The following is a 25,991-nucleotide window of genomic DNA, read 5'->3' as shown; positions in this document are numbered from 1 at the left end:
GCCGAGTGAAGGGGTCGTCAAGCGACAGGCAGTCGATAGACCCGCCCTCTCGCGTCGTCCTTTTCCGAGCTGACTTCGAGGCCCAGCTTCTTCTTCAGGGCCCCGGAGAGGGCCCCACGAACCGTATGGCTCAGCCATTGCGTCTCCGCCATGATCTCGTCGATGGTCGCGCCTTCGGAGCGGCGGAGCATGGCGATCAGCGTCGCCTGCTTGGTCCCCGCCCGAACCACCGGCCCCTTGGGCACAACAGATGCGGACGGCGGCGCGGGCGCCTCGTTGGCCTGCTTGCGTATTGCCACCACCGTCTTGACGACCACCGGGTCGATGCCGATGGCCAGCAGCCCTGCGTCAGTGACGACGAGCGTGGTGCCATATCCATCGCCGGACTCGCGCCAGAGGGGTTCGCCCCGACGAAGATTGGCCTCGACCTCCTGCAGCCAGCCGCGTTCTATCATCTTGCCGACCGTCATCTTTGCGGCTGCACCCACCAGCCCCTTGGGCAGCGGCAGGGCGAGGTTGCCGGGGCGCTGGGCTCCGGCGCTGAGGATCAGGATCTGGGTTTCGGTGAGTTTGGTCTCGGCGGGTTTGGTCTTGCTCGCTTTGGTCATGACGATCTCCTAGCGGTCGTGGGTTGCGAGGAAGGCGGCGATGCGGGACATCAGGTCGTTGAAGCCTTCAGCATCAGCCCCGATGATCACGTCGCCATCGTCGTCGCGGTCCAGATCGGCGATCTCGCGCAGCAGTGCGATGGCCTCGTCGCAGGCGGCGAGGCGTCCGACCTCCCACTCTGCGGTGATGGCATCCTGTTCGATCTGATGGCGTTGGGCGGAATCAAGCGTCATGGCCCGCCTCCCATTTGGCGAAGTCCTCGCCCATCCCCAAGCTTTCGGCGATCTTGCGCAGGATGCCGGGCGACCCGGACTCCAGATCGGCGGCCAGCAAGGCTTCGGCCACGAAGGTGTCACGGGGGAGGTGGTTCAGGACGCCGTAGTGCAGGCGCATGGAGGCCTCCACCCCGGCGGGGTTCAGATCGGGCGCCAGTTCGCGCAAAAGCTTCTGATAGGACATGGTCACTCCTTGGTCGGGGCTGCGGGATGCGGGCCCTTCTACGCCAGCAAGCCTCGCCATCGCGGGGCTCGGCCGGGGCGGGTCCGGGTCAGTCGGCGAATTCGCCTTCCTTGAAGGCGATGTCGGTGATCTGGCGCAGGAGGCTCGCGTAGCGGTTCAGATCGCCGACATGACCCCAATGAATCTCGTCGGGATGGGCGTTGAAATGTTCGTCGCTCAGGGCCTTCAGGCGTTCCAGCTGGGCGTCGATCTCGACCTTGGCGGCGAGGAAGGCGGCAAGCGCCTTGTCGTTGGTGGCGGAGGTGCTGCGGGTGGTCATGGCTGGAACTCCTTCTCAGTGGGCTGCGGCTTGCTGGCCAGCGGCGAAGGCCGCCTTCAGCGCGGAACGGATCGCCCAGACCGAGACTTCATGGAAGTCGAGGCTGTCGGAATTGCGGGTTTCCAGCGTGTCGACGAAGAAGCGGTTGAGGGCGATCTCGAGGAGAAGCGCCTCGCTCGGGGCCTTGGCGCGGGTCTTGGTTTCGGCGGTCATGGCATGAGCATCCTTGGCTAAAGTTGCATCGTCTTCCTGCAGTCAGAGTCGCTCTTTGGCCGAGTATAATCAACGAAATACCAAGCAATAACATTGCTTTATGGTGAACCGGGGACAGCATGGAAGGGATGAGCGAGAGGGACTATTCTGCCCATTCCGGCCTGTCGCGCGGGGCGATCCAGAAGGCGCGGAAGACAGGGCGGTTGGTTGTCTATGGTGACGGGTCGATCAATGCTGCGGCGTCGGATGCGCGCCGGAGCGAGATGACGGACCCTGATCAGCAGCGGCGATCCACCGGTGGCGACACGGGCTTTTCCGGCCCGGCCGATAGTTCGTCCTATCTGAAGGCCCGAACGGCGCTGACGGTCTACCAAGCGCAAGAACGTCAACTCGCGATCCAGAAGAAAAAGGGGACGCTGGTCGACCGGGCACGGGCGGAGTCGCTGGTCTTCCGCCTCGCGCGACAGGAGCGCGATGTCTGGGTGACCTGGCCATCCCGCGTGGCGGCCCTGATGGCAGCAGATGTGGCTGCGGAGGTGGAAAAGCAAACTGGAAAGCCGGTGATCATCGAGGCCGCGATCCTGCAGAGGGTGCTGGAAGCCCATGTCAGAGCGCAACTCGACGCCCTTGCCGACCTCCGGGTTTCGGTTGGATGAAGAAGGAGAAAGTCACGACCTGACGGAAGACCTCGACCTCGGTTTCGAGGGCGCGGAAGACATTCTGCGCGCCTGGCGCCGTGGAATGCGGCCCGACCCGGACCTGACCGTGTCGGAATGGGCGGACCAGCACCGTTGGTTGTCCTCACGGGCATCTGCCGAACCCGGGCGGTATCGCACGGCGAGGACACCCTATCTGCGCGAGATCATGGATGCGCTGTCCCCACGGCACCCTGCTCAGCGCATCAGCTTCATGAAAGCCGCGCAGGTTGGGGCCACCGAGGCCGGCAACAACTGGATCGGCTTTGTGATCCATCATGCGCCGGGGCCGATGCTCGCGGTGCTGCCGACGGTCGAGATGGCCAAGCGTACCTCGCGCGGGCGGCTCGATCCGTTGATTGCCGACAGCCCGGCACTCAGGGAACGGGTGAACCCGGCCCGGTCGAGGGATGCTGGGAACTCGATGCTGTCCAAGGAATTCCCGGGTGGCATCCTGGTGCTGACCGGGGCGAACAGCGCGACCGGGCTGCGGTCAATGCCGGCGCGCTACATCTTCCTTGACGAGGTCGACGCCTATCCGGCCTCGGCGGACGAGGAAGGTGACCCGGTAACTCTCGCCGAGGCTCGGACCACGACCTTCTCGCACCGGCGCAAGGTGTTCATGGTCTCGACCCCCACAATCCGGGGCATCAGCCGGATCGAGCGTGAGTTCGAGGCCAGTGATCAGCGCAGGTACTTCGTGCCCTGCCCGCATTGTGGCCATAAGCAATGGCTGCAGTTCGAGAGGCTGCGCTGGGCCAAGCACCAACCTGATACGGCAGCCTATCATTGCGAGGGTTGCGAAAAGCCCATCGCCGAGCATCACAAAACGGCGATGCTCGAGCATGGAGAGTGGCGGGCAACGGCGATTTCTGCCGATCCGCATGCCATCGGCTTCCACCTCTCAGCGCTTTATTCACCCCTTGGGTGGAAAAGCTGGGGCCAGATCGCGCGGGACTGGCTGGCGGCTCAAGGTTCCGACGAGATGCTGCGCGCCGCCCGCAACACCCTGCTGGGCGAGACATGGGTCGAAAGTGGCGATGCGCCGGAATGGCAGCGCCTCGCGGATCGGCGCGAGGCGTTTGCGGCCAATGTGCCGAACCTTGGCCTCTTCCTGACCGCCGGGGCGGATGTGCAGAAGGACCGGATCGAGGTCGATGTCTGGGCCTGGGGCCGGGGACTGGAATCCTGGCTGGTGGAGCACATCGTAATCCCGGGTGGACCGGAGGATCCCGGGGCGTGGGACAAGCTCACTGCCCTGCTCGGCCGCACCTGGACCCACGAAAGCGGGGCGGTGATGCAGCTCTCGAAGCTGGCCATCGACACTGGCTATGAAGCGCCAGCGGTTTATGCCTGGTCGCGCGCCGTCGGCTACGCACAGGTCACCCCGATCAAGGGTGTCGAGACCTTCAACCGCGCAACGCCGGTGTCAGGGCCGACCTTTGTCGACGCCACGATCGGCGGCAAGCGACTGCGCCGTGGGGCCCGGCTTTGGACCATCGCAGTCTCGACCTTCAAGGCGGAGACCTACCGCTTCCTGCGTCTGGAGCGCCCCTCGGATGAGGACCGGGCGCTGGGCGTCTGCGATGCTCCCGGCACCGTCCATCTGCCGAACTGGGCCGATACCGAATGGCTGAAGCAGCTGGTGGCCGAACAGATGGTCACGGTGCGCAACAAGCGCGGCTTCGGCCATCAGGAATGGCAGAAGATGCGCGAACGGAACGAGGCGCTGGACTGCCGGGTCTATGCCCGGGCATCCGCTTGGATCCTCGGCGCCGACCGCTGGGATGAAGCGACTTGGCGTTCCCTGGAAAGTCAGGCGGGCGTGCAAACCAAAGAACCCGTGGCCGTCCAGCCGCCAGCGCCAACGACCCCGCCGGTGCCAACCGCCGGAACCGTACTGACCCCACGCCGACGTCGCAACGGCGCGGTGACCCCGTCCTACCTGAGGAAATGACCGATGACCCTTGAGGAGATGCAAGCGCTTTTGAGCGCCCTTCTCGGCATGCGCTTCGCCGGGGTGCGGTCCGTCACCTATGACGGCCGCCAAATCAGTTATGGCTCCGACTCCGAACTGGCGGCCGCGATCTTCGATCTCGAGCGGCGCATCGCTACCGCCGACACTACAAGGTCGCGCTCGCGCGTGTCGCGGCCCTACGCGTCGAAGGATCTCTGACCGTGGCCGTCATGAACTGGCGCGCCCGGCTCGAGGCATGGGTCGGTGGTTTCGGGATCCCGGGCGGGTTCGACGCCACCTCCGGCCAGCGGCGGCTGAAGGGCTTCGTCACCACCCGCGCCCATGTCAACGCGCTGATCGCGGCCTCTGGTCCGGAGATGAACGCACGTGCGCGCTGGCTCGTCCGGAACAACGGCTATGCCGCCAATGCCATCGAAAGCTGGGCAGCCAACACGGTCGGTGACGGCATCAGCCCGAATTCCTCAATCACCGAGGATGCCCGCAAGGATGCAGTGCAGCGGCTCTGGCTGGCCTGGACCGACGATGCCGATGCCGAAGGTCTGACCGACTTCTACGGGCTGCAGCGTCGCGCGTCCCGCGAGGTGTTCATGACCGGCGAGGTCTTCCTGCGTTTCCGGCCCCGTCGCCTTGAGGACGGGCTCTCTGTACCACTGCAGATCCAGATGCTTCCATCAGAAATGCTGCCCCTTGCCCACAACGCGGTCGATGTGAACGGCAACCTGATCCGCCAGGGTATCGAGTTCGACTTGATCGGTCGGCGCGTGGCCTATCACTTCCTGCGTCGCCATCCGGGCGACAGCACCGATCCGGGCCTCTCCGGTGAAACGGTGCGCGTCCCGGCTTCAGAAGTCCTGCACATCATCGATCCAGTCGAGGCCGGACAGTTGCGGGGCGTGTCGCGCTTTGCACCGGCCATCGTGAAACTGTTCCTGCTCGACCAGTACGACGACGCGGAGTTGGACCGCAAAAAGGTCGCGGCCATGTACGCGATGTTCGTCACTTCGCCTGCCCCGGACAATCCTTTGGCCCCGCCTGACGAGGAATATGAGGTGGCCCCAGGACAGGTGGTCCGTCTCGATCCAGGCGAGGATGTCACCGTCAGCGCGCCTGCGGATTCCGGCGCCACCTATGAGCCGTTCCAGTACCGCACGCTGCTACAGATCTCTGCGGCGCTGGGCATTCCTTACGGCTACCTGACCAATGACGGCGCCAAGGGCAACTTCTCGAACTCGCGCTTGTCGCTGATCGAATTCCGCCGCCGCGTCTCGGCCTGGCAGCATTCTGTCATGGTGTTCCAGATGTGCCTCCCCGTCTGGGCGCGGTTCATGGACACCGCCGTATTGGCCGGGGCGTTGAAAATGCCAGGCTATGATCGTCGGCGCGCCGAATATCTCGCCTGCAACTGGCTCCCGACCAAGTGGGATTGGGTCGATCCCTTGAAGGATGCCAATGCCGAGATCGCCCAGATCGAAGCCGGGCTGAAATCCAGGACGCAAGCCATCGCCGAGCGCGGCTATGATGCCGAACAGGTGGACGCCGAGATTGCCCGGGAACGGCAGCGTGAAAGACGGCTCGGTCTGGACTTCCGTCGTCCGGGATCGCCCGCACAGGGGCCAGGTGCGGCAGACCCGAATGGATCCGATCCGAATGCCGGTGATCCGGCCTCAGCCGACGCCAATCAGGATCCACCGCAAGACCCTGCACCGCAGGAGGAAAACTGATGTTCCATGCCCAGATCGCCCAGCGCGCCTTCAACACGCCGCTGCTGGTCGAGCCCTCCAAGGCCATAGCCTTCCTGGCAGGGCTCGGCCCACGCATCACCGGGCGTCAGTTGCGGTTGACTGCCCTCGATGCCGCCCCCGAATTTCTGGCCCGAGCCGCCCTGCCCGCCCGGGCCGGTATCCTGACCAACTGTCTCGCCGAACAAGTCCAGCGGAATGGCCAGTCGCCCTACGCCTTGGCGGACGGGGTGGCCGTGATCGAGATCTCCGGCGTGCTGGTCCATCGGGGCGCGTGGATCGGCCAGTCGTCAGGCCAGACCTCCTATGAGGGGATTGCCGCACAGCTTGCCGCTGCCGTCTCGGACCCCTTGGTGCATGGCATCGCCTTGGAGATCGACAGCTTCGGCGGCGAGGTCGCGGGGGTCTTCGATCTTGCCGATGCAATCAGGGCTGCACGGGCGGCGAAACCGGTCTGGGCCTTCGTCGCAGAACATGCCTTCTCGGCAGGCTATGCGCTCGGCTCTCAGGCCGACCGGATCATCTTGCCGCGCACCGGCGCCGTCGGCAGCATCGGTGTGGTCGTGATGCATGCTGATCTGAGCGGCCAGCTGTCGGACGCTGGGGTGACCGTCACCCTAATCCACTCCGGGGCGCACAAGGTCGACGGCAATCCTTACGAACCGCTGCCTGACCCGGTGCGTGCGCGCATTCAGGGCGAGATCGACGGACTTCGCAATCTTTTCGCCGAAACCGTCGGCGCTGGGCGCGGGCGCCGACTTTCAGCTGAGGCTGCGCTGGCAACAGAGGCGGACTGCTATCGCAGCGCGGAGGCTGTGACGGCCGGTCTCGCCGACGAAGTCTCCGATCCGTCTTCGGCCTTCGCTGCCTTTACCGCGCTGGTGAACGGACGGGGGTCTGGTCGCACCACCTCGCCCCGGCGCACCGCACAATCTCAACCGACCAAGGAGCTCGCCATGAAGCCTGAAGCCACCGCCAATGAAGACGCCGCCGATGAAGCTGAGGACCAGCCTGCGCCGGTGCAAGCGCCGGAAACCCCGGCCGCGCCGATCTCGCCGACCACGCCTGCCCCGGCTCCGGTTCCCGAGCCCGCACCGGGCGAGACTGGTGACACCGCAGCGGCTGCCGCGGTCTCCCGCGCCCGCATCGAAGCGGGGGAACTGGCCACTATCGCCGCCCAAGCCGCCCGGCTTGGCCTCACCGTGGATCTGGCGGAGGCCGTGACGAAAGGGGTGTCGCCGGACGTCCTGCGCGCTTCGGTCCTAAGCCAACTGGCCGCCCGCAGCGATGCGGCCGCCATCGTCGCGGTGCCGCCGCCCAAGTCCGCCGCACCGGAAAGCCCGCTCGTGGCCGCCGTCAAGCGCGCCAGCAAGGCAAGTTGAACCTCTGATCGCCAGAACCCTTGACCCGAAAAGGATCCCGATATGACCGCGCTGATCAAACCGCCAACCCTCGGCGATGTCCTCAAATACGAGGTCGAACCCAACTACACCCGAGACGCGATCACCCTGCTGGCTGGCATGCCCTATCCCGTGGGCTCGGTCCTCGGGAAGATCACCGCCTCCGGCAAGTACAAGCTCGCGACCAGCGGCGGCACCGATGGCGCCCAGACCGCTGTGGCGGTTCTGCTCTATCCCGTCGATGCCACCCTCGCCGATGCACAGGGCATCGTCGTGGCGCGCGGCCCGTCCATCGTCTCGCGCGCTGCGCTGGCCTACGACGCCACCGTCAACGACGGGGCCAAGATCACCACCAAACTCGGCCAGCTCGCCGCCGTCGGTATCATCGCCCGCGACAGCGCCTGACCCCAGGCACTTCCGCCAGCCCAGCGCCACTCCACTCTCCCTTCATCCCCCGGAGCTCCCCATGAACGCCATCATCCGAAATCCCTTCGACGCCGGCGGCTATTCGCTGGCCGAGATGACCCAAGCCATCAACATCCTGCCCAACCTCTACACCCGCCTCGGCCAGATCGGGCTCTTCCGCTTCGAAGGCGTGACCCAACGCAGCATCGTCATTGAGCAATATCAGGGCGTGCTGAGCCTCTTGCCCTCGGTCCCGCTCGGCGCCCCGGCGACGGTCGGCACCCGCGAAGGCCGCTCGATGCGCTCGTTCGCCCTCCCCTGGATCCCGCACGACGACGTCATCCTGCCTGCCGACATCCAAGGGCAACCGGCGCTGGGCGTCTCGGATGCCGCCGATCCCCTTGTCGAGGTCATGACCCGCAAACTGACCCTGATGCGCCGCAAGCATGCCCAGACCCGGGAATACATGGAGATGAACGCGCTCCGCGGCATCGTGAAGGATGGGGCGGGCACCACGCTCTACAACTACTTCACGGAATTCGGCCTGACCCAGATCTCGGTGGACTTCGTTTTCGGCACAGCGGGCACCAATATCCAAGGTAAGGTCCGTGAGGTGCTGCGCGGGATCGAGGACAACCTCTTGGGCGAGTCCATGGTCCGGGCCCATGCCCTCGTCAGCCCGGAATTCTTCGACAAGCTGATCAGCCACCCCAAGACTGAGGATGCCTACAAGTTCTATTCGGCCACCGGCGGCCAGCCCCTGCGTGAGGATGTCCGTCGCGCCTTCCCCTTCGCGGGCATCCTCTTTGAGGAATACACCGGCAGTGCCACGCTCTCGACCGGCACCGCCGAGCGCTTCCTGCCTGCGGGTGAAGGGGTGGCCTTTCCGATCGGCACTTTCGACACCTTCACGACCTATGGCGGACCGGCCAACCTCCTGGAAGCCGCCAACACCATCGGATCGCCCCTCTATGCCCGCCAGCATCTCGACGAGAAGGGCCGCTGGATTGATCTCATGACCGAGGCATCAATCCTGCCGGTCAACAAGCGGCCACGGCTGGCGATCCGGCTCTTCACCTCGAACTGACGCAAGGACAGGCAACCCCATGTCGGTCTTCGAGGCGGCGCTGGGCCGCATCTTCGGCAACATCTCCCTGGCGGTGGAGGCCCTCTGGATCTCCGCCGCCACCTCCGAGGAACGCCCTATCCGTGTCATTCGCCGCGCCCCGAACCGGATCACCGAATTTGGCGCTGGTCGCTTTGTCAGTGCCACGATGATGGTTGATGTCCGCGTCTCGGATTTGGCCGATCCCCGCCCGGGCGACCTGATCGTGATCGGTACCGATAGCTACACCGTCCAGGGCGAGCCCGTCCGCGACAACGAGCGGCTGATCTGGACCCTGGACCTGAGGCCAGCATGAAAATCCGCGTCGATATCACGCCGAACCTCGTCGCCCTGATGCGGGAAGAGGTGAAGGCGGGCCAGAAGGCTGTTTCCGCTACGATGACCCAAGCGGGAGCCAGCTTGAAATCGGCTTGGCGTGGCCAGATCACCGGCGCAGGTTTGGGCCAGCGGCTGGCCAACACGATCCGCGCGCAGACCTATCCCAAGGGGCGCAACAGTCTTGATGCCGCGGCCCTCGTCTGGACCAACGCCCCTGTCATCATCGGCGCGCATGACACCGGACCTCTGATCCGATCCGCAAATGGGTTCTGGCTAGCGATCCCGCTGCCTGCGGCCGGAAAGGCGCTGGGCGGCAAGCGCATCACGCCCGCAATGTGGGAGCAAAAGACCGGTCTGCGTCTGCGCTTTGTCTATCGCAGCCGGGGGCCGAGCCTCCTGGTGGCGGACACCGTCCGGCTGAACACGCGCGGGCAGGCGGCCGTCTCCAGGTCGAAAACCGGGCGCGGTCAGGTAACGGCGCCGATCTTCCTGCTCGTGCGGCAGGTCAAACTGCGCAAGAGGCTGGATCTGGCGCGGGATGCCGAGCGGGCGCAGGCGGCCATTCCGGGCAGCATCGTGCGGAACTGGGTTGAGGTTCATCTCTGAGAGGTCGGTGGACGGAACAAGCGATCGGCCTATAAAGACGGGAAGAACAAGGAGCGTCCCATGCCCGGTGGAAGCGACTATCCGACCGTCACCCATCCTGACTTCGTTGACCCGACGGAGCGTGACGCATCAAACCTCGATGCGTTGCGTCAGCGGATCGGCGACGGTCTGGATCAGGCACGCTCGGGACAACTGGCCGCCGGGAGCGGCGAAGATGCCATTCGACGTGCGTTCACTTCAGCGCGGCATGCCATCTGAAGGATTCCACCGTCGGGCGTGGGGTTCTATAGAAGGATCCGTCAGTATCCAGCCTCACGCTGATGCCGAACTGCGAGGATAACTGCCGTTTCGCCGTCAAACCGGTAGAGGGACACATATCCGCTGTCGCCGAAGGTGATGAACCACTCACGAAACTCAGGGGCCATGTCCTCGACGGGTCGTCCTGCCCCGGGCTGGTCCCGCAGGATCTGCATACCCTCGCGGATGGATTTTGCTGCGCGACGGGCTGCATCAGGGTTCTTTTCGGCAAGGAAACGATAGAGCCGGTCAACATCCCGGAGGGCTTCGGGCGACCAGATCAGCTGTGGCATTCAGGGACGGCCGCCTCTTCGCCTGCTTCCAGTTTCGCCAGCCAGGCATCGGCGGCCTCATGGCTCACATGCAGACCGGTGGCCTGATACTCGGCCCATGCCTGAAGGCCGGCCTGACGAAACGCCTCGCGTTTTTCTTCCCGTTCGACAAACTGTGATACCGCTTCCCGCAGCATCCAATGGGTGGAGCGATCCTTCGCTTCAGCAAGCCGCTTCAGACGGTCGCGGGTGTCCTGATCCAGCTTCACGGCAACAGGGCGGATGGCGTTCATGGGGCGGCTCCTGCGAGTATTCACAGGTATTACCTTTAGCACGCCGGCGGCCTCGGCAGAAGTCACAATTCTGAAAGAGCGTAGAAATGCCCAGTGTCCGCGAGACCGTCCTCGCCGCCTTGCATGCGCGCCTGCAGACCCTTGCGGCCCCGGTGCTGCGCGGGGATGTCCTGCCAGAGCGCATTCCAGCAACCGGCCTGATCATCCTGCGCGACGGCAAGCCGGGCGAACCGGAGGTGACGCTCTCGCCACTGACCTATTTCTACGAGCACCGGGCGGAGCTTGAGGTCGTGATCCAGGCTGGAACCGGGCGGGATGCGCTGTTCGATGCACTGATCGCCTCAATAGGGACGGCGCTGGCTGCCGACCGCACCTTGGGCGGTCTTTGCGATTGGGTCGAAGCCGAAGCCCCCGAACCGGTCGACCTGCCCATCGAAGGGGCGGCGGCTCTGAAGGCAGCGGTGATCACCGTCGTGCTGCACTACGCCAGCCCTGATCCGCTGGGCTGACCGACTGACCTGATTTCCCTCACGAAAGGACACTGACATGGCACGCGCACAGGGCGCGCGGGCGCAGATGGCGCTTGCGTTCGAGACGGTTTACGGGACCCCACCGGGGTCCGGTTTTACCCAGATGCCCTTCATCACCTCATCACTTGCGGCCGAGCAACCGCTCCTGGCCTCGGAATTGCTGGGGTATGGCCGCGATCCTCGGGCACCCTTGCTGGATGCCATCACCACGGACGGCGACGTCGAGGTGCCGATCGATGCGGTGGGCTTCGGCTTCTGGCTGAAGGCGGCGTTTGGGGCGCCGACCACCACTGGAACGGTCGCCGCGACCGGCTCGATCATGTTTTCGGCACAGCCCACAGCCAACAGCACGCTGACGATCAACGGCACGGTCTTCACCTTCGTGGCCTCCGGGGCAACGGGCAATCAGGTCAACATCGGCGCCAATCTGGCCGCGACCATGACGGCGCTGGCCGTCGCGCTAAACGCCAGCGCCGTCGCGGGCGTGGCGCTCGCCACCTACACCGGCACGGCGAGCGCCCTGAATATCGTGCATGATACGCTGGGCAGTACCGGAAACAGCTTCACATTGGCCGCTTCAACAACGCCCGTCTCCAACGGCACGGTTTCGAGCGCGACGCTGATCGGCGGCCTGAATGCCCACACCTTTACGTCTGGCAACTGGACCCTGCCCAGCCTGTCCATCGAAGTGGGCATGCCGGAAGTCCCGCGCTTTGCCATGTATTCCGGCTGTATGCTGGATCAGCTGTCCTGGTCGATGGAGCGCTCGGGCCTTCTCGGCGCCAAAGTCATGTTGGTGGCGCAGGGGGAGGCCATTGAGCCCGCCACTGCCGCAGGCACACCTGCCGCGATTGCCCTGAAGCGCTTCGGCCACTTCAATGGATCCATCAAGCGCGACGGGGTGGCGCTGGGCAATATCGTCTCGGCCGACCTGACCTATGCCAACAACCTCGACCGGATCGAGACCATCCGGTCCGATGCCCGGATCGATGGCGCAGACCCGACCATCGCGGCGCTGACCGGCAAGATCGAGGTGCGCTTTGCCGACACCACGCTCCTGACCCAAGCGATCAACGGCACTGCGGCGGCCTTGGAGTTCAGCTATGCGCTGGGCAGCGGCGAAAGCCTGACGCTGACCGCCCATGCGGTGTATCTCCCCCGCCCTCGCATCGAGATCAAAGGTCCGAAAGGCGTGCAGGCGTCCTTTGATTGGCAGGCCGCTCTTGCCTCCAGTCCGGCACGCATGTGCACCACAGTCCTCGTCAACAGCATCGCAGGTTACGCATGATCCGGATCCAGCTCTCCCCCGAACCGCAGTGGCTCGATCTCGGCCACGGTGTGCGCTTGCGGCTTCTGCCACTGACGACCGCCCTGATGGTCGCGACCCGCGCTGACCCGGCCGTGCAAGATCTGGACCCGGAGGCCAGCAACGACGAACGGGCCGCGATCTTCGCCGGGGCGCTGGCGCGGCGCGCCGTGGTGGATTGGGACGGTGTCGGCGATGCCGAGGGCAATGTTCTGCCCGTCACCCCCGAAGGCATCGACGCCCTGCTGTCGCTCTGGCCGATCTTCGAGGCGTTCAACCTCCTCTATGTCAGCCGCGGCATGCTGCTGGATGCGGAAAAAAACGGCTCTGCGCCCTCGCCGACTGGCATTTCAGCGGGGGCGACAAGTATTGCGCGGCGTGCTACACCAGCGAAGGCGCGTGCCCGGACTGCCCCGCCCGGCTGAACCAGCCGCAAAGCCATGATGGTTGGCAGGTCTGGGATCTGGTCGGGCGACTTGGTGGCCAGATGCGGGTGGCGGGACAAGCTGTCTTGGGCTGGGACATGACTGCGGCCTTGGCCCTCGCCCACGCGCTGGGCGTCAATCCCATGGTGGCGGCGGAACTGCTGCCGGAACTCGAGGCGGTGATGGTCCGCCGCATCAATGAGAAGATCGGAGAGGCTGATGGCTGAGAAGCGTGTATCCGTCCGCCTCGCAGCGGTCGGCGGCAAACAGGTGCGCGCCGAGTTGGAGGGCGTCGGCGATGCTGGCGTCAAAGGTTTCAGTCGCATGTCCCGCGAGGCCGAGATCGCCAATGCCCGGCTCTCGGCCTTTGCAACCCGCGTGAAGATCGCCGCCGCGGTGGCCGTTGCTGCTGCCGCCGCTGCCGGTATCGCGATGATCAAATCCGGACTCGAGACGATCGATGCGCAGGCCAATCTGGCGCAATCGCTCGGCACCACCACCCGCAGCTTTCAGGTATTGGCCTTTGCGGGCGATCTGGCCGGAGTCTCGATGGATGAGATCGCGGCGGCAACCAAGAAGCTGACCCTGAATCTCTCCGATGCGGCAGGTGGGACCGGCACGGCAGTATCGGCGCTGCAGCGGTTGCACCTGACGGCCACCGATCTGCAGGCACTGCCGCTCGATGAGCGCATCGTCGCCATTCAGGACGCCTTGGCCAAGTTCGTCCCACCCGCCGAGCGGGCGGCGGTGGCTTCCGCCCTGTTCGGGGACAAAGCGGCCTTGGCCTTCAGCCGGATCGACAGCGCCACTCTTCGCCAGGCTTCTCAGGACGTGACGGATTTCGGCGTGGCGGTGTCGGATCAGGATGCAGATCAGATCCGGACCGCTGGCGATGCCGTGGACCGGCTGGGGCTGGTCTGGCTCGGCCTCACCAACCAGCTAACGGTGGCAGTCGCCCCGGCATTGGAAACGGTGGCCAACGCGCTGGCTGACGCGACCCGCAAGGGCGGCCTGTTTCAGACCAGCATCGCCTTCCTCGGCGGCCACATCGGCGAAATCGCCAGCATTGCCGGGGCTTTCGCCACCTTCTTCGCCGGGCGGTTTGTGGTCGCCCTTGGGGCTGCAGCGCTGGGAGTCACCGGATTTTCTTTGTCGCTGAGTACTTTGAGAGGTGCTTTGATCCGCACCGGGATCGGCGCCCTGATCGTCGGTGCGGGGGAATTGGTCTATCAGTTCTCGCGACTGGTCGAGGGGGCTGGCGGCTTTGGGGCGGCGCTCGACCTCCTTGGTGACCTGGCCGCCGAGGTCTGGGACCGGATCGGACTTGGCCTTGATGCGGTGGTGGCGGGTCTGGCCGCCAGTTGGTCTGGCATCACTTCCACGGTCGCCGAGGCGATGCAGGGCGCGCTGGTGGCTGTCGTGGGCTTTGGCAATTCTGCCACGGGCGTGTTCCAGGGGTCGTTCGATGCGGTCAAGGCGATCTGGGCGGCCCTGCCCTCGGCCATCGGCGACTTCGCCTTCCAGGCCGCGAACGGGCTGATCGACGGCGTGGAGGCCATGCTGAACGGCGTCGTCAACCGGATCAACACCTTCATCGGGGGCCTCAATGCTGCGCTGGCCCTGCTGCCGGATTGGGCCACGGGCGAAGGCGGTATCCAGATCGGCACGCTCGATCCGGTCACGCTGGGCCGAGTCGACAACCCCTTTGCCGGGTCGGCCAGTGCTGCTGGAACCGCCGCCGCCGATGCCTTCAAGGTCGCGATGGGCCAGACCTACCTTGAGGCGCCCGACCTTGGGCTTGGCACCATGGCGAGCGATGCCCGGTCTCGCGCCGATGGCTACCGGGAAGCCTCGGGCATGCTGGCGGATGCCGCAACCCGACCGCTGGCCAGCTGGCAAGCACTGCAGAGCGCGATGACGGCTGCCGGAACTGATGGGGCTGCCGCCCTTGATGCCGCCACTGTGGCCGCAGATGGAACGACCGAGGCCCTTGATGGTGCGGGCCGTGCCGCCGGAGGGGCCGGGGCAGCTGGCAAAGCCGCAGTCGATGCGACGGCGGCAGGTGCCGAGGCGGCCAAGACCGGCTGGGCGGCTGTATCGGCTGCCCTCTCCGACTATGCAGCCAAGGCCAGGGACATCGGTGGCAATATCGGCCAGTCGCTCGTGGGGGCGTTTCAGAGTGCTGAGGACGCGGTGGGCAATTTCGTGAAGACGGGGAAGTTCAGCTTTGGCGATCTCGTCACCTCGATCCTGGCCGATTTCGCCAAACTGGCCGTGCGGAAGTCGATTCTCGGCCCTCTGGCCAATCTTCTCTCCGGTGCGCTGGGCGGCGCAGGCGGGATCTTCGCCAGCATCTTCCATGCAGGCGGCATGGTTGGCGGCGCTGGTCCTGGCCGCATGATCCCGGCGCTGGCCTTTGCCGGAGCGCCTCGCATGCATTCCGGTGGTTTCGCTGGGCTGCGGCCGGACGAAGTGCCCGCCATCCTGCAAAAGGGCGAGCGGGTGCTCTCCCGAAAGGAGACTGCAGGCTACGGCACCGGCGGCTCGGTCAACATCACCATCCAGACGCGTGACGCGGAGAGTTTCCGCCAGTCGCGCACCCAGATGGCGTCCGACATCGCGCGCGCCGTCTCCTTTGGACGCAGAGGTATCTGAGCCGGAAATCGCTACGGCGTCCGGTTGCGTGGATCAAAGCACGAGGCATTGAGAAGAGAGATGAGCTTTCACGAGATCCGGTTTCCGGACAACATCAGCCGGGGTGCCAAGGGTGGACCCCAGCGCCGCACCCAGATCGTGGCCCTTGCCTCGGGCGATGAAGAGCGCAATGCCAGCTGGGCCAATTCGCGGCGCGCCTATGATGCGGCCTACGGGATCCGCCGTGCCGATGATCTGGCGGCAGTCGTGGCCTTCTTTGAGGCGCGGAACGGCAGGCTCCATGGGTTTCGCTGGAAGGATTGGGCGGACTACAAGTCCAGCGTGCCCTCGCAACCCATCACGGGCTTTGACCAGCCGCTCGGTTTGACGGATAGCACCACCTCCGTCTTCCAACTGGTCAAGGAATACAGGTCGGGTGCCCAGACTTGGGTGCGGCCCATCACCAAGCCGGCGGCGGGAACCGTCGTGATCAATGGCACCATTCCGGAGGGGCCGGAACTGGTCGAGTCCTGGGACGATCTGCAGGATAATACGACCTGGTTCAATTCGGGCACGCTCGGCGCACCATCGTCGGACACATATGGTAGGTTCAACAAGGCCTATCTCCTCGGCACCTCGGGGCTGGGCATCCGGCGCAACCTCGGCGGACCACCGGGCTATCTGGGCTCCCCCGTGGTGCCGGGGACAACCTACCGGGTCAAAGCCTGGATGAAGGAAGGCACGACACTGACACCGGAGGTGCTGGTCCGCTCACCGCTCTACGATTCCGGGATCCGTGGCCACTATGCCGCCCCGGTCGCCTATCAGACCGGTTCCGGCTGCGCCGTCGTCTCGAATGTCACCGCCACCCACCTCGGCGGCATGGACTGGCTTTGGAGTTTTGACATGGTGCCGAATGCAGGGGTCACCAAGCTTCTCCTCTGCATCGGCTCTTACGGGACAGGGGATCGGAACCTGACGATCTATGCCGGGAGCATCCGCACGCCCGAAGTGACCGGACCCGCCACCGGCTGGACCGTCGATCCGACCACGGGAATCGTCACCTTCGCTTCGCCGCCCGTGGCAGGCGGCGTTCTGACCGCGGGTTTCGAATTCGATGTGCCGGTCCGCTTTGACACCGACGATCTGCCGGTGACGCTCGACCTCGAGCGGCTGGGAACGATCACCTCCATTCCCCTGATCGAGGTACGCCGATGAAGATCCTGCCCCCTGGACTGCAAGCCCATCTCGATGAGGGCACGACGACCCTTGCCTGGTGTTGGCGCATTGAACGACGCGATGGCATGATCTTCGGCTTCACCGACCACGATCTGCCGTTGGTTTTCGGTGGCACCACATTCGCGCCGGAGAGCGGCTTCTCGCCCTCGGAAATCCGGGTGTCGCAGGATTTTGGTGTCGACTCCCAGGACGTCGAGGGCGCCCTGACCTCCGATGTCATCACCGAGACCGACATTCTGGATGGGCGGTGGGACAATGCCGCCATCGAAGTCTGGCGTGTGAACTGGCAGGCGACCGACCAGCGCGTGTTGATGCGGCGCGGCAATCTGGGCGAGATCCGGCGCGGGCGCATGAGCTTTGTCGCTGAAGTACGTTCGCTCACCCATTTCCTGAACCAGACCGTGGGGCGCACATATCAATATTACTGCGATGCTGATCTTGGCGATGCGCGCTGTGGCGTCGACCTGACGTTGGCGGGACGCTTCGTCGCCGGGACTGTGTCCAGCCTCGCCGGAGACCGTGGATTTGCATCAGCAAGTTTGACTGGCTTCGACGAACAGGTCTTCGCCCAAGGTCTGGTCACCTGGATCACGGGGGCCAATGCGGGCCGCAGGGCCGAGATCGCTGGCTTTGTCGGCGGGGTCCTCACGCTCTTCGAAGTGCCGGTGCGGGCTATTGCGCTGGGCGACAGTTTTCGCGCCACTGTGGGCTGCGACAAGCAGTTTGCCACCTGCCGGGCCAAATTCGCCAATGCGCTGAACTTCCGGGGCTTTCCCCAGATGCCGGGCGAGGAGGCCACTCTGCGCTATCCCAATCGTGGCGACGCCAATAATGGCGCCCCGCTCGCCAAACGGATCTGATCCATGCAAGACCCTGTCCTTCGCGCGGCCGATCCTTCGGTCGTGATCGCCCGGGCACGCGCCTGGATCGGCACGCCCTATCTGCATCAGGCTTCCACAAAGGGCGCTGGGGCCGATTGTTTGGGCCTTGCCCGTGGCATCTGGCGCGAGTTGCATGGAGGCGAGCCCTTTGCCGTCCCCGCCTATACGCGCGATTGGGGCGAGGTCGGTGGCCGGGAAGTGCTTCTTGAGGCCGCGCGCCGGTTCCTGATCGAAGTCCCCGTCGATCAGGCCGGACCCGGCGCCCTGCTTCTCTTTCGGATGGCTCCTTCGGTTCCGGCCAAGCACTGCGGGGTTCTCGCGGCGAGCCTTGGAGGCGGACCTGACCCTTTGAGACTCATCCATGCCTATGACCGAACGGCCGTGATCGAAGAGCCGTTCACGCGCCTTTGGCAGCGCCGTATGGCCTTCGCCTTTCTCTATCCCGCTGCCGTCAATTCCGCCCATCGCGATCCCGCCTTTCCCAAGCCCGAGGCCCCCTGACATGGCAACTCTTCTTCTTGCGGCTGCAGGTCAGGCCATCGGCGCTGGCTTCGGTGGATCAATCCTCGGTCTGTCCGGTGCTGTCATTGGTCAGGCAGCCGGATCGATCGTCGGCACGATCATCGACAGCCGGATTGCTGCTTCCTTTCAGCCGAACCAAATCTCCGAAGGCGCGCGTCTCGAAAGCCTGCGCGTGACCTCCTCGACCGAGGGCGCAGTGATCCCGAACCTCTATGGTCGGATGAAGATCGGCGGCACGATCTTCTGGGCCACCGATTTCCTCGAGGCAGCCACGACCACCACGCAGGGCGGCGGCGGCAAGGGTGGCGGGGGCGGCAAGGTCAAGACCACGACCTATGCCTATTCCGCCTCCTTCGCCGTGGGCCTCTGCGAAGGACCAATCGCGGGCATCGGCCGCATCTGGGCAGATGGCAAACCCTTCGATGTGCCAGGTGCGGTCTGGCGCGTCTATCTCGGCACCGAGAGCCAGATGCCCGATCCCTTCATCCAATCGAAGATGGGCACGGACAACGCCCCGGCCTATCGCGGTCTGGCCTACGTCGTCTTCGAAGAACTGCCGCTTGAGAAGTTCGGCAACCGTTTGCCGCAGCTCTCCTTCGAAGTCCTGCGACCGACTTCCGCCAGCGGCGCGCTCGAAGACGCCATCCGCGCCGTCAACCTCAGCCCCGGTCATGGCGAGTTCGGTCTTGCCACCGAGACGGTGCTGCGCTCGGTCAGCGGCACCAGCCATCCCGAGAATGAGACCAGCACGGCGGGGCAGTGCGACTTCCTAGCCTCGCTGGACCAGTTGGAACAGGTGGCGCCCAATCTCGAAAGCGTCACGCTCGCTGTCAACTGGTTCGGCACTGATCTGCGCGCCGGGTCCTGCCAGATCAAGCCCGGCGTGGACACTGCCACCAAGACCACTACGCCCAAATCTTGGGCCGTGAGTGGGGTCACACGCGCCGGCGCCCATGTGATCAGCCAGACCGGCGGCCTTCCGGCCTTCGGCGGCACACCTTCAGACTTCGCGGTGGCGCACGCCATCGCCGAACTGCGCGCCCGGGGAAAGCGGATCGCCTTTTCCCCCTCGGTCACGATGGATGTGCCTGCCGGGAACACCCTGCCAAACCCCTACAGCGCCAACGCTGCGACTTTGGGCCAGCCCGCCTATCCCGGACAGGGCCAGATCACGATCTCGCCCGCCCCCGGTCAGACTGGCACGGTCGACAAGACAGGGTCGGCGGCGGCACAGATCGCGGCGTTCTTCGGCTTGGCCACGAGTGCAAACTTCTCTGTGAGCGGCACGGCTGTCAGTTGGACCGGATCGCCCTCGGATTGGGGCTATCGGCGGATGGTCCTGCATTATGCCAAGCTTTGTGTGGCCGCCGGGGGCGTGGACACGTTCCTGATCGGCTCGGTCCTGACCTCCCTGACCCGGGCGCGCTCCGGTGCCAGCACCTATCCTGCGGTCGCAGCCCTGCGAACCCTTGCTGCCGACTGCCGGGCGATCCTCGGGTCGGGAACCAAGGTGAGCTATGCCGCCAATTGGGACGACTATGCCTGTCACCGGCCCGAGGATGGCCCGGGCGATGTCTTCTTCCACCTCGATCCGCTCTGGTCGGACGGCAATATCAACTTCGTGGGGATCAATGCCTTCGCACCGATAGCGGATTGGCGCGATGGCTCAGCCCATCTCGATGCCGGTGGCGGCTGGACCGGGATCAATGATCCGGAATATTTGAAGTCCAACATTGAGGGTGGGGAGTTCTACGACTGGACCTATGCCTCGGACAGCGACCGGATCGCACAAATCCGCACGCCAATCGCGGATCCCATCTATGGCAAGCCTTGGGTCTTCCGGCCCAAGGACCTCCGGAACTGGTGGCTGAGCACGCACCGCAATCGCCCGGGCGGGGTGCAGAGCGGCACCTCGACGGCATGGGTGCCCCAGTCCAAGCCTATCCGCTTCCTTCAGCTCGGCTGTTCGGCCGTGGACAAGGGCGCCAACCAGCCGAGCGTCACGGTGGATGCCAAGAGCAGCGCCAGCGCCCTGCCATGGTTCTCGAACGGTCGGCGCGACGACCTGATCCAGCGGCGGCACCTCGAGGCGCAGGTCAGCTATTGGACGGACGCATCGAAGAACCCGGTCTCTGCCGTATATGGCGGCCCCATGATCGACATGGGCGAGTGTGCCGTCACATCCTGGGACGCGCGTCCCTTCCCGGCCTTTCCGTCGCGGACCGATGTCTGGAGTGACACCTCGGATTGGGCCTTGGGCCGCTGGCTCAACGGGCGCCTTGGCACTGCGAGCCTTGGGGCTTTGGTCGCGGTCCTCTGTGCTCGGTCGGGGATCGACCTCGGCGCCCTCGATGTTTCACGTCTGGCCGATCTCGTGCCGGGCTATGTCATCACCGCGCTTGAGAGCCCGCGCTCCTCGATTGCGCCCTTGGCGCGTTACTTCGGCTTTGATGCAGTCGAGAGCCAGGGTGTATTGCGGTTCGTGCCTCGGGGTGGGTCGGCAGTCGCCGCGATTGATCCCGGCACCCTTGTGGCGGCGGGCAGTGCCGATGCCGAGCCCATCGAGTTCACCCGGGCGCAGGAGACTGAACTGCCGCGCGTCCTGAAGTGGCGGCTCCTGTCGGCGGATGAGAATTACGAGGCGGTGACGGTGGAGGCGCGGCGGGTCACGGTGGACTCCGTGCGTGTGGCGGCGGAGCAATTTGCCATCGCACATCCGCCAGCGGCGGCGGACCAGAATGCGCGCCGCGCGCTTCTGGAAGCTTGGGTCGGGCGCGAGACGGCGACCTTTGCTCTTCCGCCGTCCCGGTTGGCACTGGATCCGACCGATGTCGTCACGATCACCCATGACGGCCGCGACCTCGACTTCGTCCTGACCAAGATCGCGGACAGCACCGTGCGCCGCAGCGACGCCGTGCGCCATGACGCTGCGGTCTATGATCTGGCAGAGGGGCCAACTCGGGGGAGCGCCCCAGCGATCCCGACCGTCTTCGGACCACCCGACGCCGTGATCCTCGATCTGCCGCAACTGAGCGAGGATGTTCCAGCCTGGCGCCCGCTGGCCGCCGTCGCGGCGTCGCCATGGTATGGAAGAGCCGCGATCTGGCGCAGCGCTTCGCTTGATGGCTTCTCGCTCTTTGCAACCGGGCAGGTACCAGCACAGATGGGCGTCCTTGCAGATGCGCTGCCTGCCGGTCCTTCGTGGCGCTTTGACCTCGGCAACACCGTGCTGCTCGATCTGGCCTCCGGGTCTCTCACCAGCGTAACGGACGAGCAACTGTTTGCGGGGGCGAATGCACTGGCGCTGCAGACCTCGCCTGGCACCTGGGAGATCCTTCAGTTCGGCACAGCCGCTTTGATCTCGCCCGGGCGCTGGCGTCTTTCGCGTCTCCTGCGCGGCCAGTCCGGCACCGAGGATGCCATAGTCCCCGTTGCACCCAAAGGCAGCCGGGTCGTGATCCTCGGCCAACCGCTGGTGCCGCTGCCCATTACTGAGGGGGAGTTGGGCATGCCGTGGAACTGGCTCTTTGGCCCAATCGACCGGTCGGCCAGCGATCCGGTCAATCTGGGGCTGATGTTCACACCGCAAGGACGTGGCTTGCGCCCGTGGAGTCCCGTCCGGGTCAAAGGCGTCTGGACGGGATCCGGCGATATCGCGGTCACTTGGGTGCGGCGCACGCGGGCGCTCTCGGGGGACTCTTGGTTGGCGCCTGAAGTGCCACTTGGCGAGACGACCGAGTCCTATGACGTCGATGTGCTGGACGGTGACGGCGCTGTCATCCGGACCGTCGAAAGCCTTGTCTCGCCGTCCTGGACCTATCTGGCCTCCGACCAGACGGCAGACTTCGGGGCGCCCATCACCATGCTCCGCCTGCGCATCTGTCAAAACGGCCAACTTGGTCGCGGCGCGCCTGCAACGTGCACGCTCACTGCCTGAGCCGCAATCACTGCGGTCCAACCCTCCCTATCAGCTTGAGGAAGCCCCATGACGACTTCTCCCAACCTGGTCCTGCCCTTTCTGGCAGCGAACCAGGCGCAAAAGCATGTCACGGTGAACGAGGCCCTGCGCGGCCTCGACGCCGTGATCCAGATCAGCGTCCAGAGTGCGGCTTTGGCATCGCCACCACTAAGTCCCTCCAACGGCCAGCGCTGGATCGTGGCAGCCTCCCCCACTGGGGCGTGGGTTGGACAGGCCACGAAGATCGCCGCCTGGCAGGATGGCGCTTGGGCCTTCTATGCCCCCCTCGACGGCTGGCAGGCCTGGGATGTGGCCACGCGCCGCCTCCTCTATTGGGATGCGCTGACCGGCACATGGGGCCTGCTCACCAGCACAGTCTTCTCGGACGCCAGTTTCACCTGGCAGGACAATGGCGATGCCACCAAACAGGCAAGGGTCGAGCTTGCCGGGATTACGGCTGGGACCACGCGGACCCTGACGCTCCCCGATGCCAGCGGCACCATCGTGCTCGATGGTTATGCCGCAACCCTGACCAACAAGACGATCAGCTTTGCCTCCAACACCTTCACGGACTATCTGCCCGCCGCGAACCTGCCCGCCCTCACCGGCGATCTAACGACACCGGGGGGCTCGACAGCCACCACGATCGCGCCCCACGCCGTGACCAATGCCAAGGCGGCACAGATGGCTCATGGCACGATCAAGGGCCGAACGTCTGCGGGTTTGGGTGATCCCGAGGATCTCTCTGCCGGGGATGCGACAGCACTTCTGGATGTCTTCACATCAAGCCTGAAGGGGCTGGCGCCCGGCTCGGGCGGCGGAACCACGAACTATCTCCGCGCAGACGGCTCATGGGCTGCCCCGTCCGGCACAGCCACGATCTTTCCCGACACCGCCTTCACCATCCAGAACATCACCACGCCGTCCAAGCAGATCGCCTTCGACGCCAGTCTGATTGCACCAGCGACAACACGCACCCTCAAAGCACCCGACAGGTCCGGAACACTGGCCCTGGTCGAGACCTCACTCGGCCAAGGCATCCTGCAAGCACGACTTCAAGGCATGGGAGCCTACTGACATGGCAGCAAATACCTCACCGATCTTCGGACTTTCAGTCAAGAACAGCTGGTCCGGTGCGATCACAGCCGCGGACACGTCGCTGACGGCGCCCAGCACCGCCGGCGCGCAGGTCATGGTCGCCGGATCCGAGGGTGCTTTCGTCAAGCGCCTCATGGTCAAGCCCTTGGGGACCAACCTTGCCACCGTGCTGCGCATCTTTCTCAACAACGGATTGGCCCTCGGCACGGCCGCCAACACCGCGCTGATCAAGGAGATCACCCTGCCCGCCACGACGATCTCTCAGATCGCCGCCGGCATCGATTACGAGATCCCGCTCAATCTTCAGATCCAGGCGGGCTACAAGCTTTACGCCGCAATCGGCACCGCCATCGCCGCCGGTGTCATCGTCACCGCCGAATATGCGGATTACTGACGGATGAGCGGTATCCCTCAACCCTTTGAACCGGGCGCCTCCCGGCTGATCATCGGCACGGGTCAATGGGTCGCTGTAGATCTGCCCGACAGCGCCAACCTCCTGCACCTGATCCTCGTCGGCGCGGGCGGCAATGGCGGCACCGGACATAGCGCAGTTGCCGCGAGCAACCGGGGTGGCGGCGGCGCGGGTGGCGCCGGAGCCATCACGCGCGGGTCGATCCCTGTCTTTCTGCTGCCCAATCGCAAGCTGTTTCTATTTCTGGGATCAGGCGGCAGTGGCCTGGACAGCCGGGCGGCGATCAGCCCGAGCACCAATGTCGCGAGCCTCTTCCTCGGGGCTGATGCCGGGAGCAACGGCACGGGCGGATCCTCCGTCAGCGGTGGTCCGGGCGGATCTGGCGGCGCGGCCATGCTGACCACGCTCGGAATCCTGACTTCCGCCATCAGCTTCAACTCTGTCGCAGGCGGCCAGGGCGGCGCGGGCGGGGCGCAGACCGGGCTAGCGGGCGCCTCCTACACCGTCTCGACCTCCGGCAAGTTCGTGACCGGCGGCGGAGGAGGTGGCGGGGTCTCGAGCGGAGGACAGGCGGGCGGCAGCGTCACCGGGACCGGCTTCATCCCGACTGTGAACGGCGGCGCTGCCGGATCGAACAGGGGCGAGGATGGGTCGCTCAACCGGCCGCCGCAGATGTTCTTTCTGGGCGGCGGCGGGGGTGGATCGTCCAATGCCAGCCTCGGCGGCGATGGGGGGGATGCTGCCCCCGGTGCTGGCGGGGGTGGAGGAGGTGGCGGCACCACCGGCGGCGCGGGTGGCAAGGGCGGACCAGGCTTCGCCCTCGTTTACTGGAGTTGAAGATCGGCCGAAAGACCAAGGCAGCGGCCTTGGTCTGCAGCGCCCAACAACCCCGCCGAAGCAGTATCAATGGAAGGGACAGACCCATGGAAGACAACGGCGACCGCGGCATCACCATCAACAAGGCAATGGCCTGGACCATGCTGGTCACAGCCACTGGCTTGATCTGGTGGGGCGGCGGGACTTTGGCCTCTTTGCAAAGCGCCGCCGACCGCCTCACCACCGCCCTGACCGAAACCCGCGAGATGATCGTGGCCGAGCGGGCCAGTTCCGCTCAACTCGAGGCCCGCGTGCGCACACTGGAAAACAGCGCGACCCGGCAGGACACCCGCTTTGATGCGCTGTCGGTGTCGATCAACGAGTTGAAGCAACAGGCCCGCGAGACGAACACGCTCCTGCGCGAACTGGCGCAGCGCCCCTGAGCCGACCGGAACCTAATCCACCGCCGGAACCATCCCGGCCCGCCTCTTCGGCGGGCTTTCTTGTTGTCCATGACCATGCCCGCAACCCGGGCAGAAGGAGGAAGACCATGACTGCCGACCCAAATGAAGCCATCCGCCTGATCCAGACCGGCCTTGACCAACTTGGGCACACACCCGGCGGCATTGACGGCCAGTGGGGCGTGCGCACCGCCCGGGCGTTGAAGCAGCTGATCGCCGCCAATGGCCGCGCGGCATCGCTGGGCCCACCAGGACCCCTGCCGTGGATCACCGAGGCGAAAACCGCGCTGGGCCGTCACGAGGCCCGCGATCGGTCGTGGCTGATGGATTGGCTGAAACGCGATGGCCGCAGTCTGGGCGATCCGGGCAAGAACCCTTGGTGCGGTGATTTTGTAGAAACCTGCATCCGCATGGGCTTGCCCGATGAGCCGCTCCTCGGTGCACTCGGCACCAATCCGTACTGGGCTCGCAACTGGCTCCTGTTCGGGCAGGCGGTTCAACCGGTTACCGGCGCCGTCCTGATCTTTGAACGCAGCTCCGGGGGGCATGTGGGCTTCGCCGTCGGGCAGGACGACTCACATTTCTACGTGCTGGGCGGCAACCAGTCCGACGCAGTGACCGTGGCCCGCATCGCCAAATCCCGCCTCCTCGGCGCGCGTTGGCCCGCGACCTGGCCGCCTCGCCTTCAGCGCCTGCCGACCATGAAGCCCGGCGAATTCCTCACCACGACCAATGAACTCTGAACGGGAGAACACCATGCTGAAACCTGCAATTCTGGCCATTGTACGCCAGATCCTTACTGTGGCCGGCACGGCGCTGGTCGCGAAGGGCTATGTCGAGGCGTCTGATGTCGAGCCGGTGATCGGCGCTATGTTGACCATCGGGTCGGTAATCTGGTCGGTGGCTGACAAGAAGGGGCGAGGTAAAGTGCTGCCGGCAAGGCGCAACACCTTATTCCGTTGAGCGCTTCCGGCGGGCCT

The 25,991-nt window shown here is 65.3% G+C and carries 31 protein-coding genes and 2 pseudogenes; 26 read left to right on the top strand and 7 right to left on the bottom strand.

Going from position 1 to position 25,991, the window contains the following annotated elements; translation table 11 throughout:
- Positions 1–17 precede the first annotated feature (17 nt).
- The 5 genes from AC1Y2B_RS10160 to AC1Y2B_RS10140 all read right to left on the bottom strand — a co-directional run bounded on the left by AC1Y2B_RS10160 (position 18) and on the right by AC1Y2B_RS10140 (position 1,600).
- Positions 18–608, bottom strand: a complete 591-nt coding sequence (locus tag AC1Y2B_RS10160; RefSeq protein ID WP_482252966.1) for a DUF3489 domain-containing protein — start codon at positions 606–608, stop codon at positions 18–20.
- Between the two features lie 9 nt (positions 609–617).
- Positions 618–842 (bottom strand): hypothetical protein, encoded by a 225-nt coding sequence (locus AC1Y2B_RS10155; protein WP_482252965.1) that lies wholly within the window; start codon positions 840–842, stop codon positions 618–620.
- Positions 832–1,068, bottom strand: a complete 237-nt coding sequence (locus AC1Y2B_RS10150) for a hypothetical protein (RefSeq protein ID WP_482252964.1) — start codon at positions 1,066–1,068, stop codon at positions 832–834. The genes AC1Y2B_RS10155 and AC1Y2B_RS10150 overlap by 11 nt, the downstream gene beginning before the upstream one ends.
- Before the next feature lie 88 nt (positions 1,069–1,156).
- Positions 1,157–1,387, bottom strand: a complete 231-nt coding sequence (locus AC1Y2B_RS10145; RefSeq protein WP_482252963.1) for a hypothetical protein — start codon at positions 1,385–1,387, stop codon at positions 1,157–1,159.
- A 15-nt stretch (positions 1,388–1,402) separates the two neighbouring features.
- Positions 1,403–1,600, bottom strand: coding sequence for a DUF6900 domain-containing protein (locus AC1Y2B_RS10140; protein WP_482252962.1), 198 nt, complete (start codon positions 1,598–1,600; stop codon positions 1,403–1,405).
- Between the two features lie 119 nt (positions 1,601–1,719).
- Between AC1Y2B_RS10140 and AC1Y2B_RS10135 the strand changes: the two genes are divergently transcribed.
- The 10 genes from AC1Y2B_RS10135 to AC1Y2B_RS10090 all read left to right on the top strand — a co-directional run bounded on the left by AC1Y2B_RS10135 (position 1,720) and on the right by AC1Y2B_RS10090 (position 10,125).
- Complete coding sequence (locus AC1Y2B_RS10135; RefSeq protein ID WP_482252961.1) at positions 1,720–2,256, top strand: hypothetical protein; 537 nt, start codon at positions 1,720–1,722, stop codon at positions 2,254–2,256.
- On the top strand, positions 2,204–4,252 hold the full coding sequence (locus tag AC1Y2B_RS10130) for a phage terminase large subunit family protein (RefSeq protein ID WP_482252960.1): 2,049 nt from the start codon (positions 2,204–2,206) through the stop codon (positions 4,250–4,252). Before AC1Y2B_RS10135 ends, AC1Y2B_RS10130 begins: the two co-directional genes overlap by 53 nt.
- 3 nt (positions 4,253–4,255) lie before the next feature.
- Positions 4,256–4,471, top strand: coding sequence for a phage head-tail joining protein (locus AC1Y2B_RS10125; protein ID WP_482252959.1), 216 nt, complete (start codon positions 4,256–4,258; stop codon positions 4,469–4,471).
- An 11-nt stretch (positions 4,472–4,482) separates the two neighbouring features.
- Positions 4,483–5,994, top strand: a complete 1,512-nt coding sequence (locus AC1Y2B_RS10120; protein ID WP_482252987.1) for a phage portal protein — start codon at positions 4,483–4,485, stop codon at positions 5,992–5,994.
- Positions 5,994–7,394: a S49 family peptidase gene (locus AC1Y2B_RS10115; RefSeq protein ID WP_482252958.1), complete on the top strand. Its 1,401-nt coding sequence runs from the start codon at positions 5,994–5,996 to the stop codon at positions 7,392–7,394. Before AC1Y2B_RS10120 ends, AC1Y2B_RS10115 begins: the two co-directional genes overlap by 1 nt.
- A gap of 42 nt (positions 7,395–7,436) precedes the next feature.
- Entirely contained in the window at positions 7,437–7,817 is a 381-nt protein-coding gene (locus tag AC1Y2B_RS10110) for a head decoration protein (protein WP_482252957.1), read from the top strand.
- A 61-nt stretch (positions 7,818–7,878) separates the two neighbouring features.
- Complete coding sequence (locus AC1Y2B_RS10105; RefSeq protein ID WP_482252956.1) at positions 7,879–8,904, top strand: major capsid protein; 1,026 nt, start codon at positions 7,879–7,881, stop codon at positions 8,902–8,904.
- Between the two features lie 19 nt (positions 8,905–8,923).
- Positions 8,924–9,238, top strand: a complete 315-nt coding sequence (locus AC1Y2B_RS10100; protein ID WP_482252955.1) for a head-tail joining protein — start codon at positions 8,924–8,926, stop codon at positions 9,236–9,238.
- On the top strand, positions 9,235–9,867 hold the full coding sequence (locus AC1Y2B_RS10095) for a DUF6441 family protein (RefSeq protein WP_482252954.1): 633 nt from the start codon (positions 9,235–9,237) through the stop codon (positions 9,865–9,867). The genes AC1Y2B_RS10100 and AC1Y2B_RS10095 overlap by 4 nt, the downstream gene beginning before the upstream one ends.
- Before the next feature lie 60 nt (positions 9,868–9,927).
- Entirely contained in the window at positions 9,928–10,125 is a 198-nt protein-coding gene (locus tag AC1Y2B_RS10090; RefSeq protein ID WP_482252953.1) for a hypothetical protein, read from the top strand.
- Between the two features lie 41 nt (positions 10,126–10,166).
- Here the strand turns inward: AC1Y2B_RS10090 and AC1Y2B_RS10085 are convergent, their stop codons facing one another.
- Together AC1Y2B_RS10085 and AC1Y2B_RS10080 are read right to left on the bottom strand one after the other, a co-directional pair.
- A complete protein-coding gene (locus AC1Y2B_RS10085) occupies positions 10,167–10,457 on the bottom strand; it encodes a type II toxin-antitoxin system RelE/ParE family toxin (protein ID WP_482252952.1) in 291 nt (96 codons plus the stop codon).
- Positions 10,445–10,729: a CopG family ribbon-helix-helix protein gene (locus AC1Y2B_RS10080; RefSeq protein WP_482252951.1), complete on the bottom strand. Its 285-nt coding sequence runs from the start codon at positions 10,727–10,729 to the stop codon at positions 10,445–10,447. The genes AC1Y2B_RS10085 and AC1Y2B_RS10080 overlap by 13 nt, the downstream gene beginning before the upstream one ends.
- A gap of 86 nt (positions 10,730–10,815) precedes the next feature.
- On the opposite strand from AC1Y2B_RS10080, the gene AC1Y2B_RS10075 reads away from it, so the two are divergent.
- From AC1Y2B_RS10075 to AC1Y2B_RS10000, 16 genes and pseudogenes are all read left to right on the top strand, one after another.
- Complete coding sequence (locus AC1Y2B_RS10075; protein ID WP_482252950.1) at positions 10,816–11,238, top strand: acyl-CoA transferase; 423 nt, start codon at positions 10,816–10,818, stop codon at positions 11,236–11,238.
- 37 nt (positions 11,239–11,275) lie between these two features.
- Positions 11,276–12,547 carry a phage tail tube protein gene (locus AC1Y2B_RS10070; protein WP_482252949.1) on the top strand — a complete coding sequence of 424 codons (1,272 nt, stop codon included), beginning with the start codon at positions 11,276–11,278 and terminating at the stop codon, positions 12,545–12,547.
- Positions 12,544–12,990, top strand: a complete 447-nt coding sequence (locus AC1Y2B_RS10065) for a hypothetical protein (protein ID WP_482252948.1) — start codon at positions 12,544–12,546, stop codon at positions 12,988–12,990. The genes AC1Y2B_RS10070 and AC1Y2B_RS10065 overlap by 4 nt, the downstream gene beginning before the upstream one ends.
- A gap of 62 nt (positions 12,991–13,052) precedes the next feature.
- Positions 13,053–13,217, top strand: a complete 165-nt coding sequence (locus AC1Y2B_RS10060) for a DUF7697 family protein (protein WP_482252947.1) — start codon at positions 13,053–13,055, stop codon at positions 13,215–13,217.
- Positions 13,210–15,645, top strand: coding sequence for a phage tail tape measure C-terminal domain-containing protein (locus tag AC1Y2B_RS10055; protein ID WP_482252946.1), 2,436 nt, complete (start codon positions 13,210–13,212; stop codon positions 15,643–15,645). Before AC1Y2B_RS10060 ends, AC1Y2B_RS10055 begins: the two co-directional genes overlap by 8 nt.
- A 60-nt stretch (positions 15,646–15,705) precedes the next feature.
- Positions 15,706–16,116 (top strand): annotated as a pseudogene (locus AC1Y2B_RS10050) (phage distal tail protein, Rcc01695 family); the annotation flags it as partial.
- Positions 16,117–16,650: 534 nt separating this feature from the next.
- Positions 16,651–16,842, top strand: a pseudogene (locus AC1Y2B_RS10045) (DUF2460 domain-containing protein); the annotation flags it as partial.
- The gene (locus AC1Y2B_RS10040; RefSeq protein ID WP_482252945.1) at positions 16,839–17,723 is read left to right on the top strand and encodes a DUF2163 domain-containing protein; all 885 of its coding nucleotides are present in this window, start codon (positions 16,839–16,841) and stop codon (positions 17,721–17,723) included. The pseudogene AC1Y2B_RS10045 and the gene AC1Y2B_RS10040, both read left to right, overlap by 4 nt.
- Before the next feature lie 3 nt (positions 17,724–17,726).
- Positions 17,727–18,245, top strand: coding sequence for a C40 family peptidase (locus AC1Y2B_RS10035; protein ID WP_482252944.1), 519 nt, complete (start codon positions 17,727–17,729; stop codon positions 18,243–18,245).
- A 1-nt stretch (position 18,246) separates the two neighbouring features.
- Complete coding sequence (locus AC1Y2B_RS10030; protein ID WP_482252943.1) at positions 18,247–22,203, top strand: baseplate multidomain protein megatron; 3,957 nt, start codon at positions 18,247–18,249, stop codon at positions 22,201–22,203.
- A 48-nt stretch (positions 22,204–22,251) separates the two neighbouring features.
- Positions 22,252–23,301, top strand: a complete 1,050-nt coding sequence (locus tag AC1Y2B_RS10025; protein WP_482252942.1) for a DUF2793 domain-containing protein — start codon at positions 22,252–22,254, stop codon at positions 23,299–23,301.
- A 1-nt stretch (position 23,302) separates the two neighbouring features.
- The gene (locus AC1Y2B_RS10020; protein ID WP_482252941.1) at positions 23,303–23,716 is read left to right on the top strand and encodes a hypothetical protein; all 414 of its coding nucleotides are present in this window, start codon (positions 23,303–23,305) and stop codon (positions 23,714–23,716) included.
- A 3-nt stretch (positions 23,717–23,719) separates the two neighbouring features.
- A complete protein-coding gene (locus AC1Y2B_RS10015) occupies positions 23,720–24,571 on the top strand; it encodes a hypothetical protein (RefSeq protein WP_482252940.1) in 852 nt (283 codons plus the stop codon).
- An 86-nt stretch (positions 24,572–24,657) separates the two neighbouring features.
- Complete coding sequence (locus AC1Y2B_RS10010) at positions 24,658–24,993, top strand: hypothetical protein (protein ID WP_482252939.1); 336 nt, start codon at positions 24,658–24,660, stop codon at positions 24,991–24,993.
- Between the two features lie 107 nt (positions 24,994–25,100).
- Positions 25,101–25,754, top strand: coding sequence for a TIGR02594 family protein (locus tag AC1Y2B_RS10005; protein ID WP_482252938.1), 654 nt, complete (start codon positions 25,101–25,103; stop codon positions 25,752–25,754).
- A 13-nt stretch (positions 25,755–25,767) separates the two neighbouring features.
- Positions 25,768–25,974 (top strand): Pam3-gp28 family putative phage holin, encoded by a 207-nt coding sequence (locus AC1Y2B_RS10000; protein ID WP_482252937.1) that lies wholly within the window; start codon positions 25,768–25,770, stop codon positions 25,972–25,974.
- Positions 25,975–25,991: the final 17 nt, after the last annotated feature.

This window comes from Stagnihabitans sp., from assembly GCF_964946895.1.
This window is presented reverse-complemented; position numbering and strand designations above follow the sequence as displayed.